Origin of the sequence: Nocardia aurantia, from assembly GCF_009604425.1 — a bacterium.
Taxonomy (GTDB): Bacteria; Actinomycetota; Actinomycetes; order Mycobacteriales; family Mycobacteriaceae; genus Nocardia; species Nocardia aurantia.
On record NZ_WEGI01000008.1, the window covers coordinates 39,425 to 58,817 of the forward strand.

The 19,393-nt window shown below is 70.4% G+C and carries 18 protein-coding genes; 10 read left to right on the plus strand and 8 right to left on the minus strand.

Translation table 11 applies throughout. The features are described from left to right. The first annotated feature begins 17 nt into the window (after positions 1 to 17). From rfbD to NRB56_RS18695, 5 genes are all read left to right on the plus strand, one after another. On the plus strand, positions 18 to 929 hold the full coding sequence (gene rfbD / locus NRB56_RS18675) for a dTDP-4-dehydrorhamnose reductase (RefSeq protein WP_319943185.1): 912 nt from the start codon (positions 18 to 20) through the stop codon (positions 927 to 929). A gap of 73 nt (positions 930 to 1,002) precedes the next feature. Further along, entirely contained in the window at positions 1,003 to 1,890 is an 888-nt protein-coding gene (locus NRB56_RS18680) for a glycosyltransferase family 2 protein (protein ID WP_319943186.1), read from the plus strand. Positions 1,891 to 1,955: 65 nt separating this feature from the next. Next, positions 1,956 to 3,050, plus strand: a complete 1,095-nt coding sequence (gene manB / locus NRB56_RS18685) for a mannose-1-phosphate guanylyltransferase (protein ID WP_153343970.1) — start codon at positions 1,956 to 1,958, stop codon at positions 3,048 to 3,050. A gap of 49 nt (positions 3,051 to 3,099) precedes the next feature. Further along, positions 3,100 to 3,678: a TetR/AcrR family transcriptional regulator gene (locus tag NRB56_RS18690; RefSeq protein WP_319943187.1), complete on the plus strand. Its 579-nt coding sequence runs from the start codon at positions 3,100 to 3,102 to the stop codon at positions 3,676 to 3,678. Positions 3,679 to 3,775: 97 nt separating this feature from the next. Continuing rightward, entirely contained in the window at positions 3,776 to 5,236 is a 1,461-nt protein-coding gene (locus tag NRB56_RS18695) for a phytoene desaturase family protein (RefSeq protein WP_153343972.1), read from the plus strand. 156 nt (positions 5,237 to 5,392) lie between these two features. Here the strand turns inward: NRB56_RS18695 and NRB56_RS18700 are convergent, their stop codons facing one another. The 7 genes from NRB56_RS18700 to NRB56_RS18730 form a co-directional block, all read right to left on the minus strand. Next, positions 5,393 to 6,328 (minus strand): cation diffusion facilitator family transporter, encoded by a 936-nt coding sequence (locus NRB56_RS18700; RefSeq protein WP_153343974.1) that lies wholly within the window; start codon positions 6,326 to 6,328, stop codon positions 5,393 to 5,395. A 124-nt stretch (positions 6,329 to 6,452) separates the two neighbouring features. After that, on the minus strand, positions 6,453 to 7,700 hold the full coding sequence (gene manA / locus NRB56_RS18705; RefSeq protein ID WP_319943188.1) for a mannose-6-phosphate isomerase, class I: 1,248 nt from the start codon (positions 7,698 to 7,700) through the stop codon (positions 6,453 to 6,455). Further along, positions 7,700 to 8,872 carry a tobH protein gene (locus NRB56_RS18710; protein WP_153343976.1) on the minus strand — a complete coding sequence of 391 codons (1,173 nt, stop codon included), beginning with the start codon at positions 8,870 to 8,872 and terminating at the stop codon, positions 7,700 to 7,702. Before NRB56_RS18710 ends, manA begins: the two co-directional genes overlap by 1 nt. A 91-nt stretch (positions 8,873 to 8,963) precedes the next feature. Next, a complete protein-coding gene (locus NRB56_RS18715) occupies positions 8,964 to 10,340 on the minus strand; it encodes a phosphomannomutase/phosphoglucomutase (protein ID WP_153343978.1) in 1,377 nt (458 codons plus the stop codon). A 167-nt stretch (positions 10,341 to 10,507) separates the two neighbouring features. Then, positions 10,508 to 10,897, minus strand: coding sequence for a DUF3499 domain-containing protein (locus tag NRB56_RS18720; protein WP_153344405.1), 390 nt, complete (start codon positions 10,895 to 10,897; stop codon positions 10,508 to 10,510). Between the two features lie 81 nt (positions 10,898 to 10,978). Continuing rightward, on the minus strand, positions 10,979 to 11,455 hold the full coding sequence (locus NRB56_RS18725; RefSeq protein WP_194290905.1) for a metallopeptidase family protein: 477 nt from the start codon (positions 11,453 to 11,455) through the stop codon (positions 10,979 to 10,981). A gap of 69 nt (positions 11,456 to 11,524) precedes the next feature. Continuing rightward, positions 11,525 to 11,758 (minus strand): WhiB family transcriptional regulator, encoded by a 234-nt coding sequence (locus NRB56_RS18730; RefSeq protein ID WP_026343708.1) that lies wholly within the window; start codon positions 11,756 to 11,758, stop codon positions 11,525 to 11,527. A gap of 691 nt (positions 11,759 to 12,449) precedes the next feature. On the opposite strand from NRB56_RS18730, the gene cofD reads away from it, so the two are divergent. Genes cofD through NRB56_RS18745 form a run of 3 tightly spaced genes read left to right on the plus strand, consistent with a single transcriptional unit; the run spans position 12,450 to position 15,415 of the window. After that, a complete protein-coding gene (gene cofD, locus NRB56_RS18735; RefSeq protein WP_319943190.1) occupies positions 12,450 to 13,463 on the plus strand; it encodes a 2-phospho-L-lactate transferase in 1,014 nt (337 codons plus the stop codon). 10 nt (positions 13,464 to 13,473) lie between these two features. After that, positions 13,474 to 14,841 carry a coenzyme F420-0:L-glutamate ligase gene (locus NRB56_RS18740; RefSeq protein WP_319943191.1) on the plus strand — a complete coding sequence of 456 codons (1,368 nt, stop codon included), beginning with the start codon at positions 13,474 to 13,476 and terminating at the stop codon, positions 14,839 to 14,841. Between the two features lie 55 nt (positions 14,842 to 14,896). Continuing rightward, positions 14,897 to 15,415: an NUDIX hydrolase gene (locus NRB56_RS18745; protein ID WP_153343980.1), complete on the plus strand. Its 519-nt coding sequence runs from the start codon at positions 14,897 to 14,899 to the stop codon at positions 15,413 to 15,415. An 82-nt stretch (positions 15,416 to 15,497) separates the two neighbouring features. Here NRB56_RS18745 and NRB56_RS18750 read toward each other — a convergent pair whose 3' ends face one another. Then, positions 15,498 to 16,850, minus strand: a complete 1,353-nt coding sequence (locus NRB56_RS18750; protein ID WP_153343982.1) for a cation:dicarboxylate symporter family transporter — start codon at positions 16,848 to 16,850, stop codon at positions 15,498 to 15,500. Positions 16,851 to 16,998: 148 nt separating this feature from the next. On the opposite strand from NRB56_RS18750, the gene NRB56_RS18755 reads away from it, so the two are divergent. Beyond that, on the plus strand, positions 16,999 to 18,543 hold the full coding sequence (locus NRB56_RS18755) for a sensor histidine kinase (RefSeq protein ID WP_153344415.1): 1,545 nt from the start codon (positions 16,999 to 17,001) through the stop codon (positions 18,541 to 18,543). After that, entirely contained in the window at positions 18,540 to 19,280 is a 741-nt protein-coding gene (locus tag NRB56_RS18760; RefSeq protein WP_153343984.1) for a response regulator, read from the plus strand. The genes NRB56_RS18755 and NRB56_RS18760 overlap by 4 nt, the downstream gene beginning before the upstream one ends. Positions 19,281 to 19,393 lie beyond the last annotated feature (113 nt).

Consider the following 19,393-nt stretch of genomic DNA (forward strand, 5'->3'; position numbering starts at 1 on the left):
GTGCCAGACTTGCGCGCGTGACCCCCGCACCCGTTCCCGCCGGTGACCTCGACGGCTCCGGGACTCATCGCCTGCTCGTCACCGGCGGCGCCGGTCAACTGGGCCGGGCGATTCGGGCCCTGGCCCGTGACACGCCGGGGATCGACATGCGGTCGCTGAGCCGCGCGGATCTCGACATCACCGACGAGTCGGCGGTGCGCGCCGTGCTGCGGCCCGGCGACGTGGTGCTCAACGCCGCCGCGTACACCGCCGTCGACGCGGCCGAATCGGACGTGGCCGCCGCGTTCGCCGGCAACGAGACCGGCCCGGCGGTCCTCGCGACGGCCTGCGCCGCGATCGGCGCCCGGCTGATCCACCTCTCCACCGACTATGTCTTCGCCGCACCCGCGCACCCGCGGCCGTTCGAGCCCGACGATCCGACCGGACCGGAGTCGGTGTACGGACGCTCGAAGCTGGCCGGTGAACAGGCCGTGCGAAAACTGGCGCCGGATGCGCACATCGTGCGGACCGCCTGGGTGTACACCGGCGACCGGGGCGATTTCGTCGCCACGATGCGGCGGCTGGAGCGCGAGCGCGACACCGTCGACGTGGTCGACGACCAGATCGGCTCGCCCACCTACGCCGTGGACCTGGCCGCCGGGTTGCTGGAACTGGCCGGCCGGGTCGGTCGCGGTGATCGCACACCGCCGCCGGTGCTGCATCTCACCAACTCGGGGCAGGCGAGCTGGTTCGAGCTGGCCCGGGCGGTGTTCGCGGGGGTCGGCGCGGATCCCGGGCGGGTGCGCCCGTGCGGTACCGCGGACTTCCCCCGTCCGGCCCGGCGGCCGGGCTATTCGGTGTTGTCCGATCGGGTATGGACCGAGGCGGGTCTGACACCCTTACGGCATTGGCGGGACGCGCTGACCGCCGCACTCGCCGGGATCCGGTGATCCGGCCGATCGATCCGGGCGGGTGGTGACTACCACCATCACAATTCGATGACAGCCGGTAGGCTCCCTCGGCGTGAGCGAAACTGTCGGACGGCCCGCCGTGGTCGTGGTCACCGTGACCTATTCCCCCGGTGAGCACCTCGAGCATTTCATCAGCACGCTGGCCACGGCCGCGAGTGAGAAGCCGCAGGTGATCCTGGCGGACAACGGATCCACCGACGGGACGCCGGAACTGGCCGCCGAATCCAACGAGCACGTCCGATTGTTACGCACCGGCGGCAACATCGGCTACGGCGGCGCGATCAACCGCGCGGTCGCCGAGATCGACCCGGACGTCGAGTTCGTCGTCCTCGCCAACCCGGACATCCGCTGGGGCGCCGACGCCATCGATGAGCTGCTGGCCGCCGCCGAACGCTGGCCGCGGGCCGGCGCGCTGGGCCCGCTGGTCCGCGAGCCCGACGGCAGCGTCTACCCGTCGGCCCGCTCGGTGCCGAATCTGCTCGACGGCGCCGGGCACGCGATTCTCGGCACGGTCTGGCCGTCGAATCCCTGGACCCGCCGGTACCGCCAGGAGAACGAGGAGATCTCCGAGCGTTCGGTCGGCTGGCTGTCCGGATCGTGCCTGCTGGTGCGCCGCGCCGCCTTTGACGCGATCGACGGCTTCGACTCCCGCTACTTCATGTACATGGAGGACGTCGATTTCGGCGACCGGATGGGCAAGGCCGGCTGGCACAATGTATATGTGCCTACGGCCGAGGTCACGCACGCCAAGGGACATGCCGCGGGGCGCCACCCGGAAATCATGCTTCCCGCGCACCACGCGTCGGCGTACCGTTTCCAGGCCGATCGGCATCCGCACTGGTGGCAGGCGCCGCTGCGGCTCGCGCTGCGGCTCGGACTTGCGATCCGCTGCAAGCTTGCGGTTCGATCGGCGCTGCGCGAGCGCGATCGCGCGGCGTAGCGACATCGCGACGACATCTTCGGTCACGCCCTCCGGCGTGGCCGAACCTGGAACAGGGGAGAGTAATGGCTGACGACCCGCTGGTGGTGGGCAATTCCACCGACGCGGTCATCCTGGTGGGTGGCCAGGGCACCCGGCTGCGACCGCTGACGTTGTCGGCGCCGAAGCCGATGCTGCCGGTGGCCGGTCTGCCCTTCCTGCAGCATCTGCTGGCCCGGATCGCGGAAGCGGGCATCACCCACGTGGTGCTCGCGACCTCGTTCAAGGCCGAGGTGTTCGAGCAGCATTTCGGCGACGGCGCCGATCTGGGCCTGGAACTCGATTACGTCACCGAGACCGAACCGCTCGGCACCGGTGGCGGCATTCGCAACGTGCTGCCGAAACTGCGCGGCGACACGATCATGGTGTTCAACGGTGACGTGCTCGGCGGCGCCGACCTGGGCGCGGTGCTCGACACCCACGCGTCCAGCCGCGCCGACGTGACGCTGCATCTGGTGCGGGTCAGCGATCCGCGGGCGTTCGGCTGCGTGCCGACCGACGAGTCCGGCCGGGTCACCGAATTCCTGGAGAAGACCGAGGATCCGCCGACCGATCAGATCAACGCCGGTTGCTACGTCTTCCGGCGCGAATACATCGAGAAGATCCCGGGCGGCCGGGCGGTGTCGGTGGAGCGCGAGGTGTTCCCCGTCCTGCTGGCCGAGGGAGCGCATGTCCAGGGGCACGTCGACAACTCCTACTGGCGCGACATGGGCACGCCGGAGGACTTCATCCGCGGTTCCGCGGACGTGGTGCGCGGGATCGCGCCGTCACCGGCGTTGCCGGGGCAGCGCGGAGAGTTCCTCGTGCATTCCGGGGCCGGGGTGGCGCCGGGGGCCCTGCTGATCGGCGGTACGGTCGTCGGCCGCGGCGCCGAGGTCGGCGCGGGTGCCCGGCTCGACGGCGCGGTGCTGTTCGACGGCGCGCGGGTGGAGGCCGGGGCGACGGTGGAGCGTTCGATCATCGGTTTCGGCGCCCGGATCGGGCCGCGGGCTCTGGTCCGGGACGCGGTCATCGGCGACGGCGCCAACATCGGCGCGCGCTGCGAACTGCTGAACGGCGCCCGGGTCTGGCCCGGGGTCGACCTCCCGGACGGTGGATTGCGCTTCTCGAGCGACGTCTAACGGCGGCGGCTACTGTCGCTTGCATATCTAGCACCGCTAGTATGGGGGCGTGACCCCGCAGACACGCAAGGAGCGCGAACGGGCCGAACGGCATCAGCGCATCATCGACACCGCCCGTGAACTGGCCGAATCCGACGGCTGGGAGACGGTGACGATCCGTCGCCTGGCCGATCGGATCGAGTACAGCCAGCCGGTGCTGTACAGCCATTTCGCGGGCAAGCGCGCCATCGTGACGGCGGTCGCGGAGCAGGGCATCGCCGCTTTGGCCGACACGATGCGCGCGGCCCGGGCGGCGGCGCCGACCCCCGGCGCCGCCATGGAGTTCGTCGCGCGGGCCTATCTGGATTTCGCGACGGCCAATCCGGCCCTGTACGACGCGATGTTCCTCATGGACACCGATCTGACCTTCGGCCTCGACGCGCCGGAAGCGTTGCGGGACGCGTTCGCCGAGCTGGAGGCGCTGTTCCGGCCGCTGGTGCCGGAATCCGAACTGGGTGCGTACGCGGAGGTCTACTGGAGTGCGCTGCACGGTCTGGCGGCCCTGGACCGGGGTGGCCGGCTGCGCCCGGAGCTGAAGGAGCAGCGCCTGGCCATCCTGATGCGCTGGGGCGGCCGCGAGCCCGAATGATGTGCGGGAGCGGGCACGGTGTGCGAGGATCCGGCCGCTGAGCGCGCCGCCGCCGCGACACGCGAGGCGCCCGCGCGCCGCGCGTACGGTGGTCGTCATGGTGGACGCGGTGGTGGTGGGAGCCGGGCCGAACGGGCTTGCCGCAGCGGTGGTTCTGGCCCGGGCGGGCCTCGCGGTGGAGGTCTACGAGGCGGGTGACAGCGTCGGCGGCGGCTGCCGCACGGCCGAGCTGACCCTGCCGGGCTACCGGCACGACGTCTGTGCCGGGGCGCATCCGATGGCGGTGGCCTCGCCGTTCTTCCGGATGTTCGATCCGGCCGCGCACGGGGTGGAGATGCTGGTCCCCGAGGTGTCCTACGCGCACCCGCTGGACGGGGGAGTGGCCGGGCTGGCGTGGCGGGACCTGGCGCGCACGGTCGACGGGCTGGGTCGCGACGGCGCGGCGTGGCGGCGGCTGTTCGGCCCGCTGGTGTCGCAGTGGCCGGAACTCGTGGATCTGGCCATGTCGGATCTGCGGCACCCCCCGCTGGATCCGGTCATCGGAGTACGGTTCGGCCTGCGGCTGCTGGAACAGTCGACACCGTTGTGGGACTTGCGCTTTCACGAGGATATCGCCCCGGCGCTGCTGTCCGGGGTCGCGGCGCACTCGATCATGCCGCCGCGAGCGTTCGCGGCGGCGGGGGTGGCGTTGCTGCTGGGATCGCTCGCTCATGCCGAGGGCTGGCCGGTGCCCCGCGGCGGCAGCCAGGCGATCGTCGACGCGATGGCGGCCGAGGTGGTCCGGCTCGGCGGCGTCGTGCACACCGGCCACCGGGTGGATACGCTCGACGAGTTCCGTTCCGTGCGAACGGTTCTGCTCGATATCGCGCCGGCCGAACTGCTCCGCCTCGCCGGTGATCGGCTACCCGCGCGATATGCCGCCGCCCTCAGGCGATTTCGCTACGGCAGTGCCGCCTGCAAGGTCGATTTCGCGCTCTCGGGTCCCGTGCCGTGGCGGGCCGAGGGCTGCGATCGCGCCGGCACGCTGCACCTCGTCGGTACCCGCGCGGAGGCGGTCGCCGCCGAAAAGACGGTTGCGGCAGGTGAACACGCCGAACGGCCGTATGTGCTCGCGATCCAGCCCGGCGTGGTCGATCCGTCCCGGGCGCCCGCCGGCGGTCACACCCTCTACACCTACGCCCACGTCCCGCACGGCTCGGACCGCGATGTCACCTCGGAGGTGATCGCGCAGGTCGAACGCTTCGCCCCCGGCTTCCGGGATCTGATCGTCGCCTCGCACGCCCGCACCGCCGCCGCCATGCCCGAGTACAACGCCAACTACGTCGGCGGTGACATCTCGTCCGGTGCGATGACCTTGCGCCAGACCGTCTTCCGCCCCGCTCCGCGCTGGAACCCGTACGCGACCGGGCTACCCGGGGTCTACCTCTGTTCCTCGGCCACCCCGCCCGGCCCCGGTGTGCACGGCATGTGCGGCCTGCACGCCGCGAACGCCGCCCTCCGCGAGCGTTTCGGCACCCGCCCGGAATTCCCGACCGCCGAAGAGGCCGTCCGGCACTGACCGGAGCATCGTTCCGGACCGGAGGATCGGAAACCGCCCCCGGCACCCGGGCACGGCCGCCGACCCGAATCTGTCGTGATCACATCGGGAGCGCTTCGGCATGTCGTCCGGCATGCCCTCCGTCGACCCGAGTATCTGCCGGGATTCAGGGTTTCCTCAGCCGGCGGTGCTGGTATCGGGCTGGGTGCGGTAGAGGTCCGGTTCCAGGTACATGAGGTCGACGCTGGGAACGGCGGCGCGGACGCGGGCCTCGGCGGCATCGATCGCTTCGGCGATCTCGTCGATCTCCAGGCCGGGCACGATGGCGACCTTGGCGGCCACCATGAGTTCGCTCGGGCCCAGGTATTCCGTGCGCACGTGGATGACCCGGTCGATGCGGGTGCCGTCGACGAGGTTGTCGACGATATGGCGGTAGGTCTCGCCGGTGGCGCCCTCGCCGATGAGCAGGCTCTTCATCTCGATGATCAGCACGATCGCGATCGCGCCCAGCAGCAGGCCGATGCCCAGGGTGCCGATGCCGTCCCAGATCGCGTTGTCGGTGATCATGGTCAGCGCGATGGCGGCCAGCGCGATCACCAGGCCGATCAGCGCGCCGGTGTCCTCGAGCAGCACCACCGGCAGTTCGGGATTGCGGGTGGTGCGGATGAACTGCCACCAGGTGCGGCTGCCGCGCAACGGGATCGACTCGCGCACCGCGGTGGCGAAACTGAAGCCCTCCAGCACCATGGCCACGACCAGGATCACGATCGCGACGATCGGTGAGGTGAGATCCTCGGGGTGGGTGACCTTGTGGATGCCCTCGTAGATGCCGTACATCGAACCCAGCGTGAACAGCACCAGCGCGACCACGAAGGAGTAGAAGTACCGGTTGCGCCCGTGCCCGAACTGGTGAAGTTTCGTCGGCTCCTGCTCGGCGCGGTTCTGCCCGACGAGCAGCAACGCCTCGTTGCCGGTATCGGCGAGCGAGTGCACCGACTCCGCCAGCATCGATCCCGAGCCGGTGATCATCGCACCCGCGAATTTCGCCACCGCGATCCCGGCGTTCGCGATGAGCGCGGCAATGATCGCGGTCCTACTGCCGTCCGCCGACATACTGGTCCTTCCTCGAGCGGTCCACCCGCTCTTCGTGACAGATCTTCCGGCGCGCCGCCGGCCCCGAGGCCGTACCGCCGCGCCGCGCGCCGCTCGTCGAATACATCGATCCCGGTCGCCTGCTTCAGAGTTCGCCCACGCAGGCGCAGAACAATTGGGCCGGTCCGCCGGTCGCGGCTGCGTGGACGACGGTGTCGCCCGCGGAGATCCAGGCAGCGGTGCCGGCGGCGATGCGCAGTTCGTCCGCCCCCTGCAGCAGCCGCACCGCACCGGACGTGCACAGCAGAATGCCCGGCCCGCTGCGGGGAATGGGCACGGGCACGGCGCCCGCCGCCAATTCGAAGCGGCGCAGGGCGAATTCGGGTGCCGGGGTGCGGTAACGCAGCGAACACGAGCCGTCGAGTGTGTGGTCGACCGGTTCCGCCTCCACGATCGGCAGTTCGTTCGGTTCGAAGTCCAGCACCCGCAGCAGTTCCGGCACGTCCACGTGTTTCGGGGTCAGACCGCCGCGCAGCACGTTGTCGGAGTTGGCCATGATCTCGACCCCGACGCCGCGCAGGTAGGCGTGCAGATTGCCGGCCGACAGGAACAGGCCCTGGCCGGGTTGCAGGGTGATCCGGTTCAGCAGGAGCGCGGCCAGCACCCCGGCGTCCCCGGGATAGGCCTCGGCCAGTTCCAGCGTAGTGCGAGCCTCGGCGGCGAACTCCTTGGCACCGGAATTCGGCTCGGACTTCTCCGCCAGATAACGCACGCACCCGTCGAGGACCTTCGGCAGCATCGCGGCCAGCGCGGTCTGCGGCAGGGTGATCCAGGTCGTGAACAACGTCCGGAGACCGGCCGAATCAGGTTGCGCGGCAAGGAGATCCGCGTACGGATTCAGCCGCTCGACCCCGAGCGCGCGCAGCAGGGCGACCGTCCGCAGCGGCGGCCGGAAGCCCGCCAGTGCCTCGAACCGCTCCAGCGCCACCACGAGTTCCGGTTTGTGGTTCTCGTCGCGGTAGTTGCGCATCGGCGAATCCAGCGGCACCCGGGCGAGATTCTCGCGTTCGAAGCCGGCTTGTGCCTGCTTCGCGCTGGGGTGCGCCTGCAGCGACAGCGGCTCCTCGGCCGCCAGGATCTTCAGCAGGAACGGCAGGCGACCGCCGAAAGTCGGTGCCACCGCGCCCAATTCGTGTTGCGGATCGGCGCGCACCAGCTCCAGCAGCGACTGTTGCAGCCCGTCGACGCGGATGTGCGCCGGATCGGCCGGATGCGCGCCGAACCACAATTCGGCCTCCGGATGCGCCGAGGGAACGGGCCGACCGCACAGTTGAGCGAGTGCGGTGCGTGAACCCCAGGCATAGGTACGCAGCGCACCGACGAGTTCGTGCACTAGTAATGGCCCCCGTCGTAGTGGGCAGGACGTTCGGCCGGGACCGCGGGACGGCCGAGCAGGTGCAGGTAGACCGCTGCCATCTCCAGTCGCAGTACCAGCAGCGCCAAGTGTTCCAGCTCGATACCGGGTCCGGGCGGATTCGCGGCCGATCCGGGCCGCGGGGGCTCGGTCTCCACGCTCACCAGATCGGCGTCGACCGGACCGCCGGCCGCGTCGAAGACCGCCAGCCGGCGGCGCGCCGCGATCGCGTCGGTCTCGGCGCTCACAGCGAACACCCGCACGCGCTGCACGGGTGCCGGGCCGTCGAGTTGCTCGTCGTGGAACATCGGGTCGAAGCCCGGGGCGGCGGCCGCTCCGGCGGCCTCGGCGAGCCGGGTGTGGCCGGCCACGACCGTGGCCAGGTCGGCGGCCGCCACGATCTGCCCGGCTGCCTGCAACAACACCTCGGCGGCGTGCTCCGCGACCGCTGTGGCCGCCGGGGTATCGCCCGCGAGCACGAGGCGGTGCTCCCGCATGCGCGCGGCCAGCGTCTTCGACGGATTGTGGAAGACCTCGTGCTGCGGCCCGTCGCGCAGCGCCTCGGCGTCGAGCGCGTCCGACAGCGCGTCCAGGTCGGGCAGCAGCGGTGCGCTGCGCAAGGGGTCGACGGCGCCCAGCACCGCGATCCCCACGGCGAGGTAGCGCAGCAGCCGGTTCTGGTCGAGGACGGGCACCCGGGGCGGCAGCATCGCGGCGCGACCGGCCGCGGCGGCCCGCATCGGGCCCTCGTCGGGCGCCGCGACGATCACCTCGGCGCCGCGGCGCAGGGCGCGGTCGACCGCTTCGACCAGACGTGGATCGCCGGCGTCGTCGCCGGCCACCAGCACGGCGTCCAGTGGACCGATCCACGGCGGGATCGAGGTGACGGGCAGGATCGGCAATCCGGCGCGGTCGCTCAGGCAGGCGACCAGCAAGGCGGCGGCCCGGGCGGCGCGCCCGGATCCGGAGACCATCACGAGGCTGCGCGGACGCAGATCCTGCAGCCGGGCGAGCACGTTCTCGCCGACCGCCGCCGCGGTGGCGCGCACCTGCGCACCGGCCGAGGCCGCGGAACGCAACATACCCCCGGAGTCGGCGGCCTCCAGCGAGGCGACGTCATCGAGGTCGAGTACCGGTGTCCCTGCGATCATCGGGCGTTGCCACCTCCCCTCAATCGGGTCACCAGGCCGGGGGAACTCGCTCTCCCGGGTGAATTCGGGCTCTGTGATTCCACTATTCCAGTCAGCCGCGGACGATGCTCAGGATCTCGGTTACGAGTGCGTCTACTTCCTCCGGTGATCGGGCTTCGACGTTGAGACGCAGCAACGGTTCGGTATTGGAGGCCCGCAGATTGAACCAGGCGTTGTCGGGCAGTTGCACGGTGACCCCGTCCAGCCGGTCGACGGAGGTGGCGCGGCCCTCGAACGCGGCCAGCACCGCGCGGGTGCGATCGGCCGCGTCGTCGACCGTGGAGTTGATCTCGCCGGAGGCGGCGTACCGGGAATAGGCCGAGGCCAGCTCGGACATCGGCCCGTCGCCGCCGCCGAGCGCGGCCAGCACGTGCAGGGCCGCCAGCATGCCGGAATCGGCGCCCCAGAAATCCCGGAAGTAATAGTGGGCGGAATGCTCACCGCCGAAGATGGCGCCGGTGGCGGCCATCTGCTGCTTGATGAAGGAGTGCCCGACCCGGGTCCGCACCGGGTTACCACCCAGCTCGGCGACCAGTTCCGGCACCGCCTTGGACGTGATCAGATTGTGGATGACGGTCGCGCCCGGCTCCTTGGCCAGCTCGCGCTCGGCCACCAGCGCGGTGATCGCGGAGGGCGGGACCGGCTCGCCGCGCTCGTCGACCACGAAACACCGGTCCGCGTCGCCGTCGAACGCCAGCCCCAGGTCGGCGCCGGTCTCTCGGACGAACTTCCGCAGATCGACCAGATTCTTCGGGTCCAGCGGGTTGGCCTCGTGGTTCGGGAATGTCCCGTCCAGCTCGAAGTACAGCGGGTCGACGGTCAGCTGCGGCACCGCGCCGAGCACCGCCGGGACCGTGTAGCCGCCCATGCCGTTGCCCGCGTCGACGGCGACCCGCAGCGGGCGGATGCCGCTCAGGTCGACCAGCTTGCGCAGGAAACTCGCGTACGCGTCGAGCAGATGCTCCTCGGTGACCGTGCCCGGCGCCCTGTCGAATCCCGGCACCCCGTCGACCAGTTCCGCGGCGATCGTGGCCAGCCCGGTGTCCTGACCGACCGGCAGCGCGTTGGCCCGGCACAACTTGATGCCGTTGTAGCGGGCGGGATTGTGGCTGGCGGTGAACATCGCGCCCGGGCAGCCGAGATGTCCCGAGGCGAAGTACAACTCGTCGGTGGACGCCAGCCCGATGTGCACCACATCGAGCCCCTGCGCGCCCACACCCGCCGCGAAGGCCGCCGCCAGCCCGGGGGAGGATTCCCGCATGTCGTGCCCGATCACGATCCGGCCGGCGCCCTCGCCGCGCATCAACCGCGCGAACGAAGCCCCCACGTCCCGAACGAATTCCGCATCGATCTGCTCACCGACCACACCCCGGACGTCGTATGCCTTGACAACTGCTTTCACGGAATCGGCAGATCGGGCGACTGTCATGCCCCCACCCTAATAGGCGCCACCACACCCGGACCAACCGAGCTCACGACCTCGGGCTACGCCACCAGCGAACAGCGTGCTGCGTTGTGGCACAGCCATCCCCGGGCCGTCCGGTAGCGAATACTCCGTCGAATCGCGGGACGCGGCACCCCGCCGGGCGCGGGCGGTCAGTTCGGCGGGTCGGGTAGTACGCGTAGGTGACCGCGGCGCCCGGTGCGGCCCGTGCGGGAGGCGCGCTGTGCGGGCGGTGGGCCTTCGGAGTACCGGCGCGGGTCGGGTTCGGCTGTGCGCCTGCGCATTCCCGCCTCACGGACCGCCTCCGCCAGCGCGGTCAGATCGTCGTCGTCCGGAGAGGCCGAGGAGAACCCGCCCTCGTGCCGGACCAGTTCCCACCCCTTCGGGGCGGTGATCCGGGAGGCATGGGTCTCACACAGGTCCCAGGAATGCGGTTCGGCGACGGTGGCCAGCGGCCCGACGACGGCCGTCGAGTCGGAGTACACATAGGTGAGCGTCGCGACGGCCGGGTTCTTGCAGCCTGGACGGCAGCAACGACGCATGGGGATCACGCCAAGGAGAGTAACCCCGCCTCTGCCCGCGCGCGTAGCAGACACGCGAACAGTGCCCGGTTCTTCCTCGTGTCACCCGCCGCCGTCGATGACGTCCGGATCGACGCCGAGATAGGTGGCGATCTGCTGGACGAGCACCTCGCGCAGCAGATCGATGAGATCGTCGGGATCGCTGGCCCGCAGTTCCAGGGGCTTGCGGAACAGCACGACCCGGGCCCGGGTGGCGACGCCGTGCCGGTCGACCCCCGCCGGCACCAGCCGCGACAGCGGCACCGGTCCGTCGGCCACCACCTCTTCCGGCCAGGTCACCGAATCGGGTTGCAGCGGACGGATTTTCGGTACGTCGTCCACGGCGATATCCAGCTTGGTGAGGCGATCGTGCCAGCGCCCGTCCAGGGGGGCGAACGCCTCCAGCACCAGCCGGTCGAACTGTTGCCCGCGCGTACGCCACGCCGGTACGGTCGGCGGCAGCATGGGCCCACGCACCCCACGCCCGCGGCGGATCACCGATCGCGCCGTCGGCGGCCGCCGCTTCCGTGAACGAGTCATGACTCGAATCTAGTCAACGAGCGCCCCGCCGTGCCCAGTGCCACGGCGGGGCGGGAGTGACGCGCTGCTCTAGATGATGCCGCGCTTCAGGCGGCGACGTTCCCGCTCCGACAACCCGCCCCAGATGCCGAACCGCTCGTCGTGCGCGAGCGCGTATTCGAGGCATTCGTCACGCACCTCGCAACCCATGCAGATCCGCTTCGCCTCGCGGGTCGAGCCGCCCTTCTCCGGGAAGAACGCCTCGGGATCGGTCTGGGCGCACAGTGCGCGCTCCTGCCACTGCTCCTCGATCGTGTCGAACATCGCATCGAAGTTGGTGACGACGAGACTCAACTTGGGCGGCTCGGGCTTGCGCTGAGTGCGCGCCCACTGTCCGCCCTGTGCCCACATGCCGGGCTGTATCGCTTCACGGTCGGCGAGATGCTCCGGTCCCTCCGCGAGGTGTTCCGCGGCATCGCTTTCCGAACCCGCCCCCGCGGTGACGAGGTCACCCATCCCTGCGGTGACGAGGTCGTCCATCGGGTCGGTGACCGCGAGGTCGCCCTCCCGTTCGTAATTCCGGCTGTCGGCGCAGACAGGTGCTGCGCCTGTTGTGGAATCGGTTCGCGATACACCGCCCGGATACCCCGACGGGGCCAGCTCCTCGGCCATCGCTCCGCCTCCTCACTGTTCGTTAGCGCAGAATGATTTATCCGTCGGACCTCATCTGCCCACCGACGGCCCAACCCCGCGGTGTTGTCCCGCGGGCTCCCCGAGCCGGCCACTCCGATTCGAACGCAGGTTCGAAAGCTGGCCTGCGCCTAGCCGTCTCGCGCAGCCCCGGAATGACATGACTGTGATTAGACACGCCGGACGCGGCGATGGTCAAGCTGCCGACACAATTCCGTTACTATCCGCCGTCGCCTTCGCCTCGGTACGGTAACAGGAATCAGCAAATGACCGGCAAATATGCTCGGAAGCGTGACCCGCGTGTCACCGCATAGGCTGTGCGGCTGTGACACGAGAAGAAGCGGACTCGGGGCCCGGAGACCGGCTCACCGACGGTAAAGCCCGGATTGCCGTGCTGGTCGGCGGAGTGGGCGGCGCGCGGTTCCTGCAGGGCGTGCGGGCCCTGCTGCCGGACGCGGACGTCACCGCCGTGGTGAACGTCGGCGACGACGTCTGGATGCACGGTCTGCGCATCTGCCCCGACCTGGACACCTGCATGTACACCCTCGGCGGCGGTATCGATACGGAACGCGGCTGGGGCCGGGTGGGGGAGACCTGGCACGCCAAGGAGGAACTGGCGAATTACCGGGCCCAGCCGGATTGGTTCGGTCTCGGAGATCGCGATATCGCCACCCATCTCGTGCGCAGTGAAATGTTGCGCGCGGGCTACCCGCTCTCGGCGGTCACCGAAGCGCTGTGCAACCGCTGGCAGCCCGGTGTGAAACTGCTTCCGGCAACCGACGACAGATGCGAAACGCATGTTGTGATCACCGACCCCGGCAACCCTGGCGAACGTCGCGCGATTCATTTCCAGGAGTGGTGGGTACGCTATCGCGCCAACGTCGAGACCCATGGATTCGTCACAATCGGGGCGGATCAGGCGAAGCCCGCGCCAGGTGTGACGGAAATCATAGATCAGGCGGACGCGATCCTGCTGGCTCCCTCGAACCCCGTCGTGAGCATCGGCGCGATCCTCGCGGTGCCCGGTATCCGGGGCGCGCTGCGCACCACGCGGGCCAAGGTGGTCGGGCTGTCGCCCGTGATCGATGGCAAGCCGCTGCGCGGCATGGCCGACGAATGCCTGTCGGTCATCGGGGTGGAGACCTCCGCGGAGGCCATCGGGCGGCACTACGGCGCCCGATCGGACACCGGTATCCTCGACGGCTGGCTGGTGCATTCCACCGATGCCGCCGAGGTTCCCGGCGTGGAGGTGCGTAGCGTACCGCTGTTGATGACCGACCCGGACGCCACCGCCGAGATGGCGCGGGAGGCACTGGATATCGCGGGAGTGAAGGCGTGAAAGGTACAGCGTGAGCGATTCACTGGTTCTGCCCGAGGGCGGTGATCACGCGCCCGGTGGTGAGTTGCGCATCCTCCCGGTGACCGGATTGCCGGAGTTCCGGCCCGGCGACGACCTCGCCGCCGCGCTCGCGGCGCGGGCCCCCTGGCTGGCCGACGGCGACATCCTGGTGGTGACCAGCAAGATCGTCGCCAAGGTCGAGGGCCGCATCGTGGCGGCCCCGGAGGATCCGGAGGAGCGCGACGCGCTGCGCCGGGAACTGGTGCGTTCCGAGGCGGTGCGGGTGCTGGCACAGAAGGGCCGGACCCTGATCACCGAGAACAAGATCGGCATCGTGCAGGCCGCGTCCGGGGTCGACGGCTCCAATGTCGAACGGGGCGAACTGGTTCTGCTCCCGACCGATCCCGACGCGAGCGCGAAGGCGCTGCGGTCCGCGCTGGCCGGACTGCTCGGGGTCGACGTCGCGGTCGTGGTCACCGACACCATGGGCCGGGCCTGGCGCAACGGGCAGACCGACGCCGCGATCGGCGCCGCCGGCCTGCGGGTGCTGCACGACTACGCCGGCGCGGTCGACGGCCAGGGCAACGAATTGCAGGTCACCCAGGTCGCGGTCGCCGACGAACTGGCCGCCGCCGCCGATCTGGCCAAGGGCAAGCTGGGCGGCGTCCCGGTTGCCGTGGTCCGCGGCCTCACCCCGTACGACGACGGTTCGCGCGCGGCCGATCTGCTGCGGGGCGGCGACGAGGACCTGTTCTGGCTGGGCACCGCCGAGGCGCTCGATCGCGGCCGGCGCGAGGCACTGCTGCTGCGCCGCTCGGTGCGGCGGTTCGCCGACACCCCGGTCGAACCGGAGCTGATCCGCGCGGCCGTGGCCGACGCCCTCACCGCCCCCGCCCCGCACCACACCCGGCCGGTCCGGTTCGTCTGGGTCCGCGACCCCGCGTTGCGCACCCGTCTGCTGGAGGCGATGGCCGACGCCTGGCGCACGGATCTGACCGGCGACGGCCGCGCCCCCGACAGTGTGGAGCGCCGGGTCGCCCGCGGCCGCATCCTGTTCGACGCTCCCGAGGTGATCATCCCGTTCTGTGTTCCCGACGGCGCGCACGACTATCCCGACGATCGGCGCCGGGCCGCGGAGTCGACCATGTTCACCGTCGCGGTCGGCGCGGCGGTGCAGGGCCTGCTGGTCGGGCTCGCCACCCGGGGCGTCGGCAGCTGCTGGATCGGTTCGACCATCTTCGCCGCGGACACCACCCGGACCGTCCTCGGAGTGGAACCGGAGTGGAATCCGCTGGGCGCCATCGCGATCGGCTACCCGGTCGAGGATCTCGTTCCTCGTGCGCCGCGCGAGCCCGGCCCGGGGCTGGTCGAGCTGTGAGGCGCGACCGGAACTTCCGGGACGTCATGGCCGATCGCCGCTGGAGTCCGCTCGGATGAGCGTGGAGTCGTTGCGTGCCTCGGCCCGGGATCTGCTCGAAACCTGGTGTCCGGCAACCGGTTCGGAGAGTTCGCTGCGCGAGGCGCTGCTGGCCTTTCTGGGCTCCGCGCCGCGCGGCTGTCTGCGCGAGCACGCCCCCGGCCACATCACCGCCTCGGCGGTGGTGTTCTCGCACGACGAGCGCGAGGTGCTGCTGACCCTGCATCCCCGGGTCGGCCGCTGGATCCAATTGGGCGGCCACTGTGAGGAATCCGATGATTCCGTCGCCGCCGCCGCGCTGCGGGAGGCCACCGAGGAGTCCGGGATCGACGGGCTGGCGCTGGAACCGGGCCTGTACGGCGCCCAGGCCCATCCGATCACCTGCTCGCTGGGGGTGCCGACCCGGCACCTGGATCTGTTGTTCAAGATCACGGCACCGGAAGGCGCTGTGCCCGTGCGTAGTTCGGAATCCCTCGATCTGCGCTGGTGGCCCGTCGACGCGCTGCCCGACGGGGCCGACGTCCTGTTGCGCTGAATCGTGGGATGCGCCGGCGGGCTCGGGAGGGGTGGTTCCGAGCCCGCCGGCGCGCTGTTCCCGGCCCGGGAACAAGGTTGGGTCAGGCCGGGACCAGGTCTTCGGCGGCCGGTTCGGCCGGGGCGGTGTGCGTCTCGACCATGGCGGCCTCGTCGAACGGGATCTCCCGGGCCAGCACCGCGCGGACCCGCTCGGCATCGATGGTCCGGGTCCAGGTGCCGACCAGCACGGTGGCGACGGCGTTGCCCGCGAAATTGGTGAGCGCGCGCGCCTCGGACATGAACCGGTCGATACCGACGATCACGCCGACCCCGCTGAGCAGATCCGGCCGATGACTCTGCAGCCCGCCGGCCAGGGTGGCCAGGCCCGCTCCGGTGACGCCCGCGGCGCCCTTCGACGCGATCACCATGAACGCCAGCAGTCCGGCCTGTTCGCCGATCGCCATCGGCTTACCCGTCGCGTCGGCGATGAACAGTGCGGCCATGGTCAGGTAGATGGCGGTGCCGTCCAGATTGAACGAGTATCCGGTGGGCACGACGATGCCGACGGTGGTGCGCTCGACGCCGAGATGCTCCATCTTCGCGATCAGCCGCGGCAACGCCGATTCCGACGAGGAGGTCGAGAAGATCAGCAGGAATTCCCGGGCCAGATAGCGGACCAGCCGGAAGATCGACACCCGCGCGACCATCCGGACCAGCGTCCCGAGCACGCCGAACACGAAGACCACGCAGGTGAGATAGAACGCGACCATCAACAGCGCCAGCTGTTTCACCGCGTCGAGGCCGGTGGTGGCGACCACGTTCGCCATCGCGCCGAACGCGCCGATCGGGGCGAGCCACAAGATCATGGTCAGGATCCGGAACACCACCTGCTGCAACAGGCCGATCGCCCGCAGCGCCGGTTCGCCGACCGGTCCCAGCGCCTGGACGGCGAAGCCGAACAAAAGCGCCACGAACAGGGTCTGCAGCACGCTGCCCGCGGTGAGCGAGGAGAACAGCGAGGTCGGGATGATGCCCTCGAGGAATTGCCAGGTGCCGCCGGCGCCCTCGGCCTGCTTGGCGTACTTGGCGGCGTCCTTCGCGTGCGCGGCGATGTTCAGGCCGTTGCCGGGGTGCAGCAGATTGCCCACGGCCAGGCCGATCGCCAGCGCGACCGTCGACATGATCAGGAAGTAGCCGATTGCCAGCCCGCCGACCTTCCCCACCCGGGAGGCCGCGCGGACCGAGCCGATGCCCAGGACGATCGTGCAGAAGATGACCGGCGAGATCATCATCTTGATCAGGCTAACGAAGATGGTGCCGAGGTCGGCGACCGATTTCCCGAAACCGGGGGCCAGCCAACCGGCCAGGATGCCGGCCACCACAGCCACGATGACGGCCAGGTACAGCCAATGGGTGCGGTCACGGCGTTGCGGCCGGGGCGCTGTCATGCTCATATCGGGATCCACTGCCTTCGGTACTGCGATGTCTGCGGGTTGTGATCCTCATCGCTACGGTGACCCGGGTCACTGTTTCGTACATTTCGTTCACCGGGGAGGTCGGATGGCGTGGCGAATTCGGCCGGGGCGCGGGCCCGATCGGGGCATGACGCTGGCCGGTCAGGTCTTCGCGGCACAGGCGGTGCTGCTGGTCGTGATGATCGTGGTGGGCCTGGCGCTCGCGGTGCTGGAGGTGCGCCGGGAGCAGGACGACGCGACCCGGGACCGGGTGACCGGCATCGCGGTCGCCGTCGCCCAGGCCCCCTCGACGGTCGCCGCGGTCGGCAGCCCGGATCCGACGGCGCTGCTGCAACCGGTGACCGAACGGATCCGGCTGCGCACCGGCGTCGATTTCATCGTCGTGATGGCGCCGGACCGCACCCGCTGGACGCACACCGAGACCGATCGCATCGGAAAGCCCTTCACCGGCACCATCGATCGCGCGCTGGCGGGGGCGACCTTCACCGAGACCTACACCGGCACCCTCGGCCCGTCGATCCGCGCGGTCACGCCGGTGTACGACGGGGATCGCATCGTGGCCCTGGTGTCCGCGGGGCTGACCCGGGCCCGCATCGGTGATCAGGTCCGGCGGCAGGTGCCGTTGTTCCTGACGGTGGCCGGCGCCGGACTGCTGCTGGCGCTGCTGAGCGCGGCGCTGCTGCGCCGCCGGTTGCTGCGCCAGACCCACGGCCTGGCCCCGGCCGAATTGCGCACCCTGTACGAACATCACGATGCCGTCCTGCATTCGGTCCACGAAGGTCTGGTGGTGTTCGATGCCGGCCACGACGAGGCGGCCGTGGTCAACGACGAGGCGCGGCGGCTGCTGGAACTGCCCGAGGGACCGGTGCGCCGGTTCGATCTGCCGATCTCGTTGCGGCGGTTGGACCGCGCGGTGGTGCGCGACGAGATGCACGTCACCACCGAGCGGGTGCTGGTGGTGAATCAGGACGTGGTGGAGTGGTCCGGGCGACCGCTGGGCACGGTGCTCACCGTGCGCGATCACACCGAATTGCGGGACATGATGGGCGAATTGGACTCGATGCGCGGCATGGCCGACTCGCTGCGCGCGCAGGCCCACGAGGCGGCCAATCGGCTGCACACCGTGATCACCCTCGTCGAACTCGGAAGTTACCGGGAGGCAGTGGAATTCGCGACCGCCGAACTACGGCTGTCGCAGGAGCTGATCGACCGGCTCACCGGCGCGGTGCGGGAACCCGCGCTGGTGGCGCTGTTGCTGGGCAAGGTGGATCAGGCGCTCGAACGCGGTGTCGAGTTGACCGTCGGCGCGGACACCGCACTGGAAACCGCTGCGCCGCTGACCGCGTCCGAAATCGTCACGCTCGTCGGCAATCTCGTCGACAACGCGCTGGACGCCGTGGACCGTACGGCGGACGGCTGGGTGGAGGTGACCGTCCGGCACGAGGCGGACGCGCTGCTGATCCGGGTGGCCGACAGCGGTCCCGGCATGTCCGAGGAGATGTTCGCCCGCGCGCTGGACCGCGGTTATTCGACCAAGACCGATCATCAGGGTCTCGGGCTGGCGCTGGTCCGGCGGCTGGTGAATCGTCACGGCGGCGCCCTGCGGGCCGAGCGGGCGCCGGAATCGGCTGTGGTGGTTCGGATTCCGCGCACTCCGGGGGAATCGCGATGAGCGGGGCGGAACCGGGTGGGCCGGAGCGTGGATCGAGCGAACCGGGGCTGCGGGTGCTGATCGTCGAGGACGAGACCCGGATCGCCGCCGCACACGCCTCCTATGTGGACCGGGTCGCCGGATTCCGTCCGGTGGCGGTCGCGCACACCGGCCGGGAGGCCCTGCGCGCGGCGGCCCGGGCGGCCGCCGCGGGTGCGCCGATCGATCTCGTGCTGATGGATCTGGGCCTGCCGGACATGACGGGCCTGGAGGTGACCGCGGCGCTCGCCCGGTTGCGGCCGCGGCCCGATGTCATCGCGATCACCTCCGCGCGCGATCTGGAGATGGTGCGGGCGGCCGTCGCGCACGGTGTGGCGCTGTATCTGCTGAAGCCGTTCACGTTCGCGGCCTTCCGGGAGAAGCTGGATCGCTATCTGGAGTTCCGGGCGGCGCTGCCGGTCGGCGAGGCGGCGACCACCCAGCAGGACATCGATCGCGCGCTGTCCGCCCTGCGCACCACGGACCTGCGGGCCGGGGCGCCGAAGGGCATCGCACCGCAGACGCTCGACGAGATCGCGCGGGCGGTACGGGACAGCGCGGCGGGTCTGACGGCCGCCGAAACGGGTGCGGCGGTGGGGGTTTCCCGCGTCACGGCGTGGCGGTACCTGGAACGGCTGGCCGCCGACGGCGCGGTGGAGCGGCGCACCGACTACGGGCGAACCGGGCGACCGCAGGTCCGGTATGTTCTGCGGCGTTGAGTCGCGCGCGAAATCCGGTCGGCCGTCTATAACAATTCGGCCAAGCTGGATCGGGATGCCGGGCGTCGGCTGTGCGATGTCGCCGACCGGCATGTAAAGAGCGACTCGCGGCG

What these genes read in the sequence shown, in the direction of transcription:
- NRB56_RS18715 (WP_153343978.1), bottom strand. Translation starts at nt 10,340, where the DNA reads ATGACAGTCGCCCGATCTGCCGATTCCGTGAAAGCAGTTGTCAAGGCA.
- NRB56_RS18725 (WP_194290905.1), bottom strand. Translation starts at nt 11,455, where the DNA reads ATGACTCGTTCACGGAAGCGGCGGCCGCCGACGGCGCGATCGGTGATC.
- NRB56_RS18710 (WP_153343976.1), bottom strand. Translation starts at nt 8,872, where the DNA reads ATGATCGCAGGGACACCGGTACTCGACCTCGATGACGTCGCCTCGCTG.
- NRB56_RS18700 (WP_153343974.1), bottom strand. Translation starts at nt 6,328, where the DNA reads ATGTCGGCGGACGGCAGTAGGACCGCGATCATTGCCGCGCTCATCGCG.
- NRB56_RS18755 (WP_153344415.1), top strand. Translation starts at nt 16,999, where the DNA reads ATGACGCTGGCCGGTCAGGTCTTCGCGGCACAGGCGGTGCTGCTGGTC.
- NRB56_RS18760 (WP_153343984.1), top strand. Translation starts at nt 18,540, where the DNA reads ATGAGCGGGGCGGAACCGGGTGGGCCGGAGCGTGGATCGAGCGAACCG.
- NRB56_RS18720 (WP_153344405.1), bottom strand. Translation starts at nt 10,897, where the DNA reads ATGCGTCGTTGCTGCCGTCCAGGCTGCAAGAACCCGGCCGTCGCGACG.
- NRB56_RS18695 (WP_153343972.1), top strand. Translation starts at nt 3,776, where the DNA reads ATGGTGGACGCGGTGGTGGTGGGAGCCGGGCCGAACGGGCTTGCCGCA.
- NRB56_RS18730 (WP_026343708.1), bottom strand. Translation starts at nt 11,758, where the DNA reads ATGTTCGACACGATCGAGGAGCAGTGGCAGGAGCGCGCACTGTGCGCC.
- manB (WP_153343970.1), top strand. Translation starts at nt 1,956, where the DNA reads ATGGCTGACGACCCGCTGGTGGTGGGCAATTCCACCGACGCGGTCATC.
- NRB56_RS18745 (WP_153343980.1), top strand. Translation starts at nt 14,897, where the DNA reads ATGAGCGTGGAGTCGTTGCGTGCCTCGGCCCGGGATCTGCTCGAAACC.
- NRB56_RS18750 (WP_153343982.1), bottom strand. Translation starts at nt 16,850, where the DNA reads ATGAGCATGACAGCGCCCCGGCCGCAACGCCGTGACCGCACCCATTGG.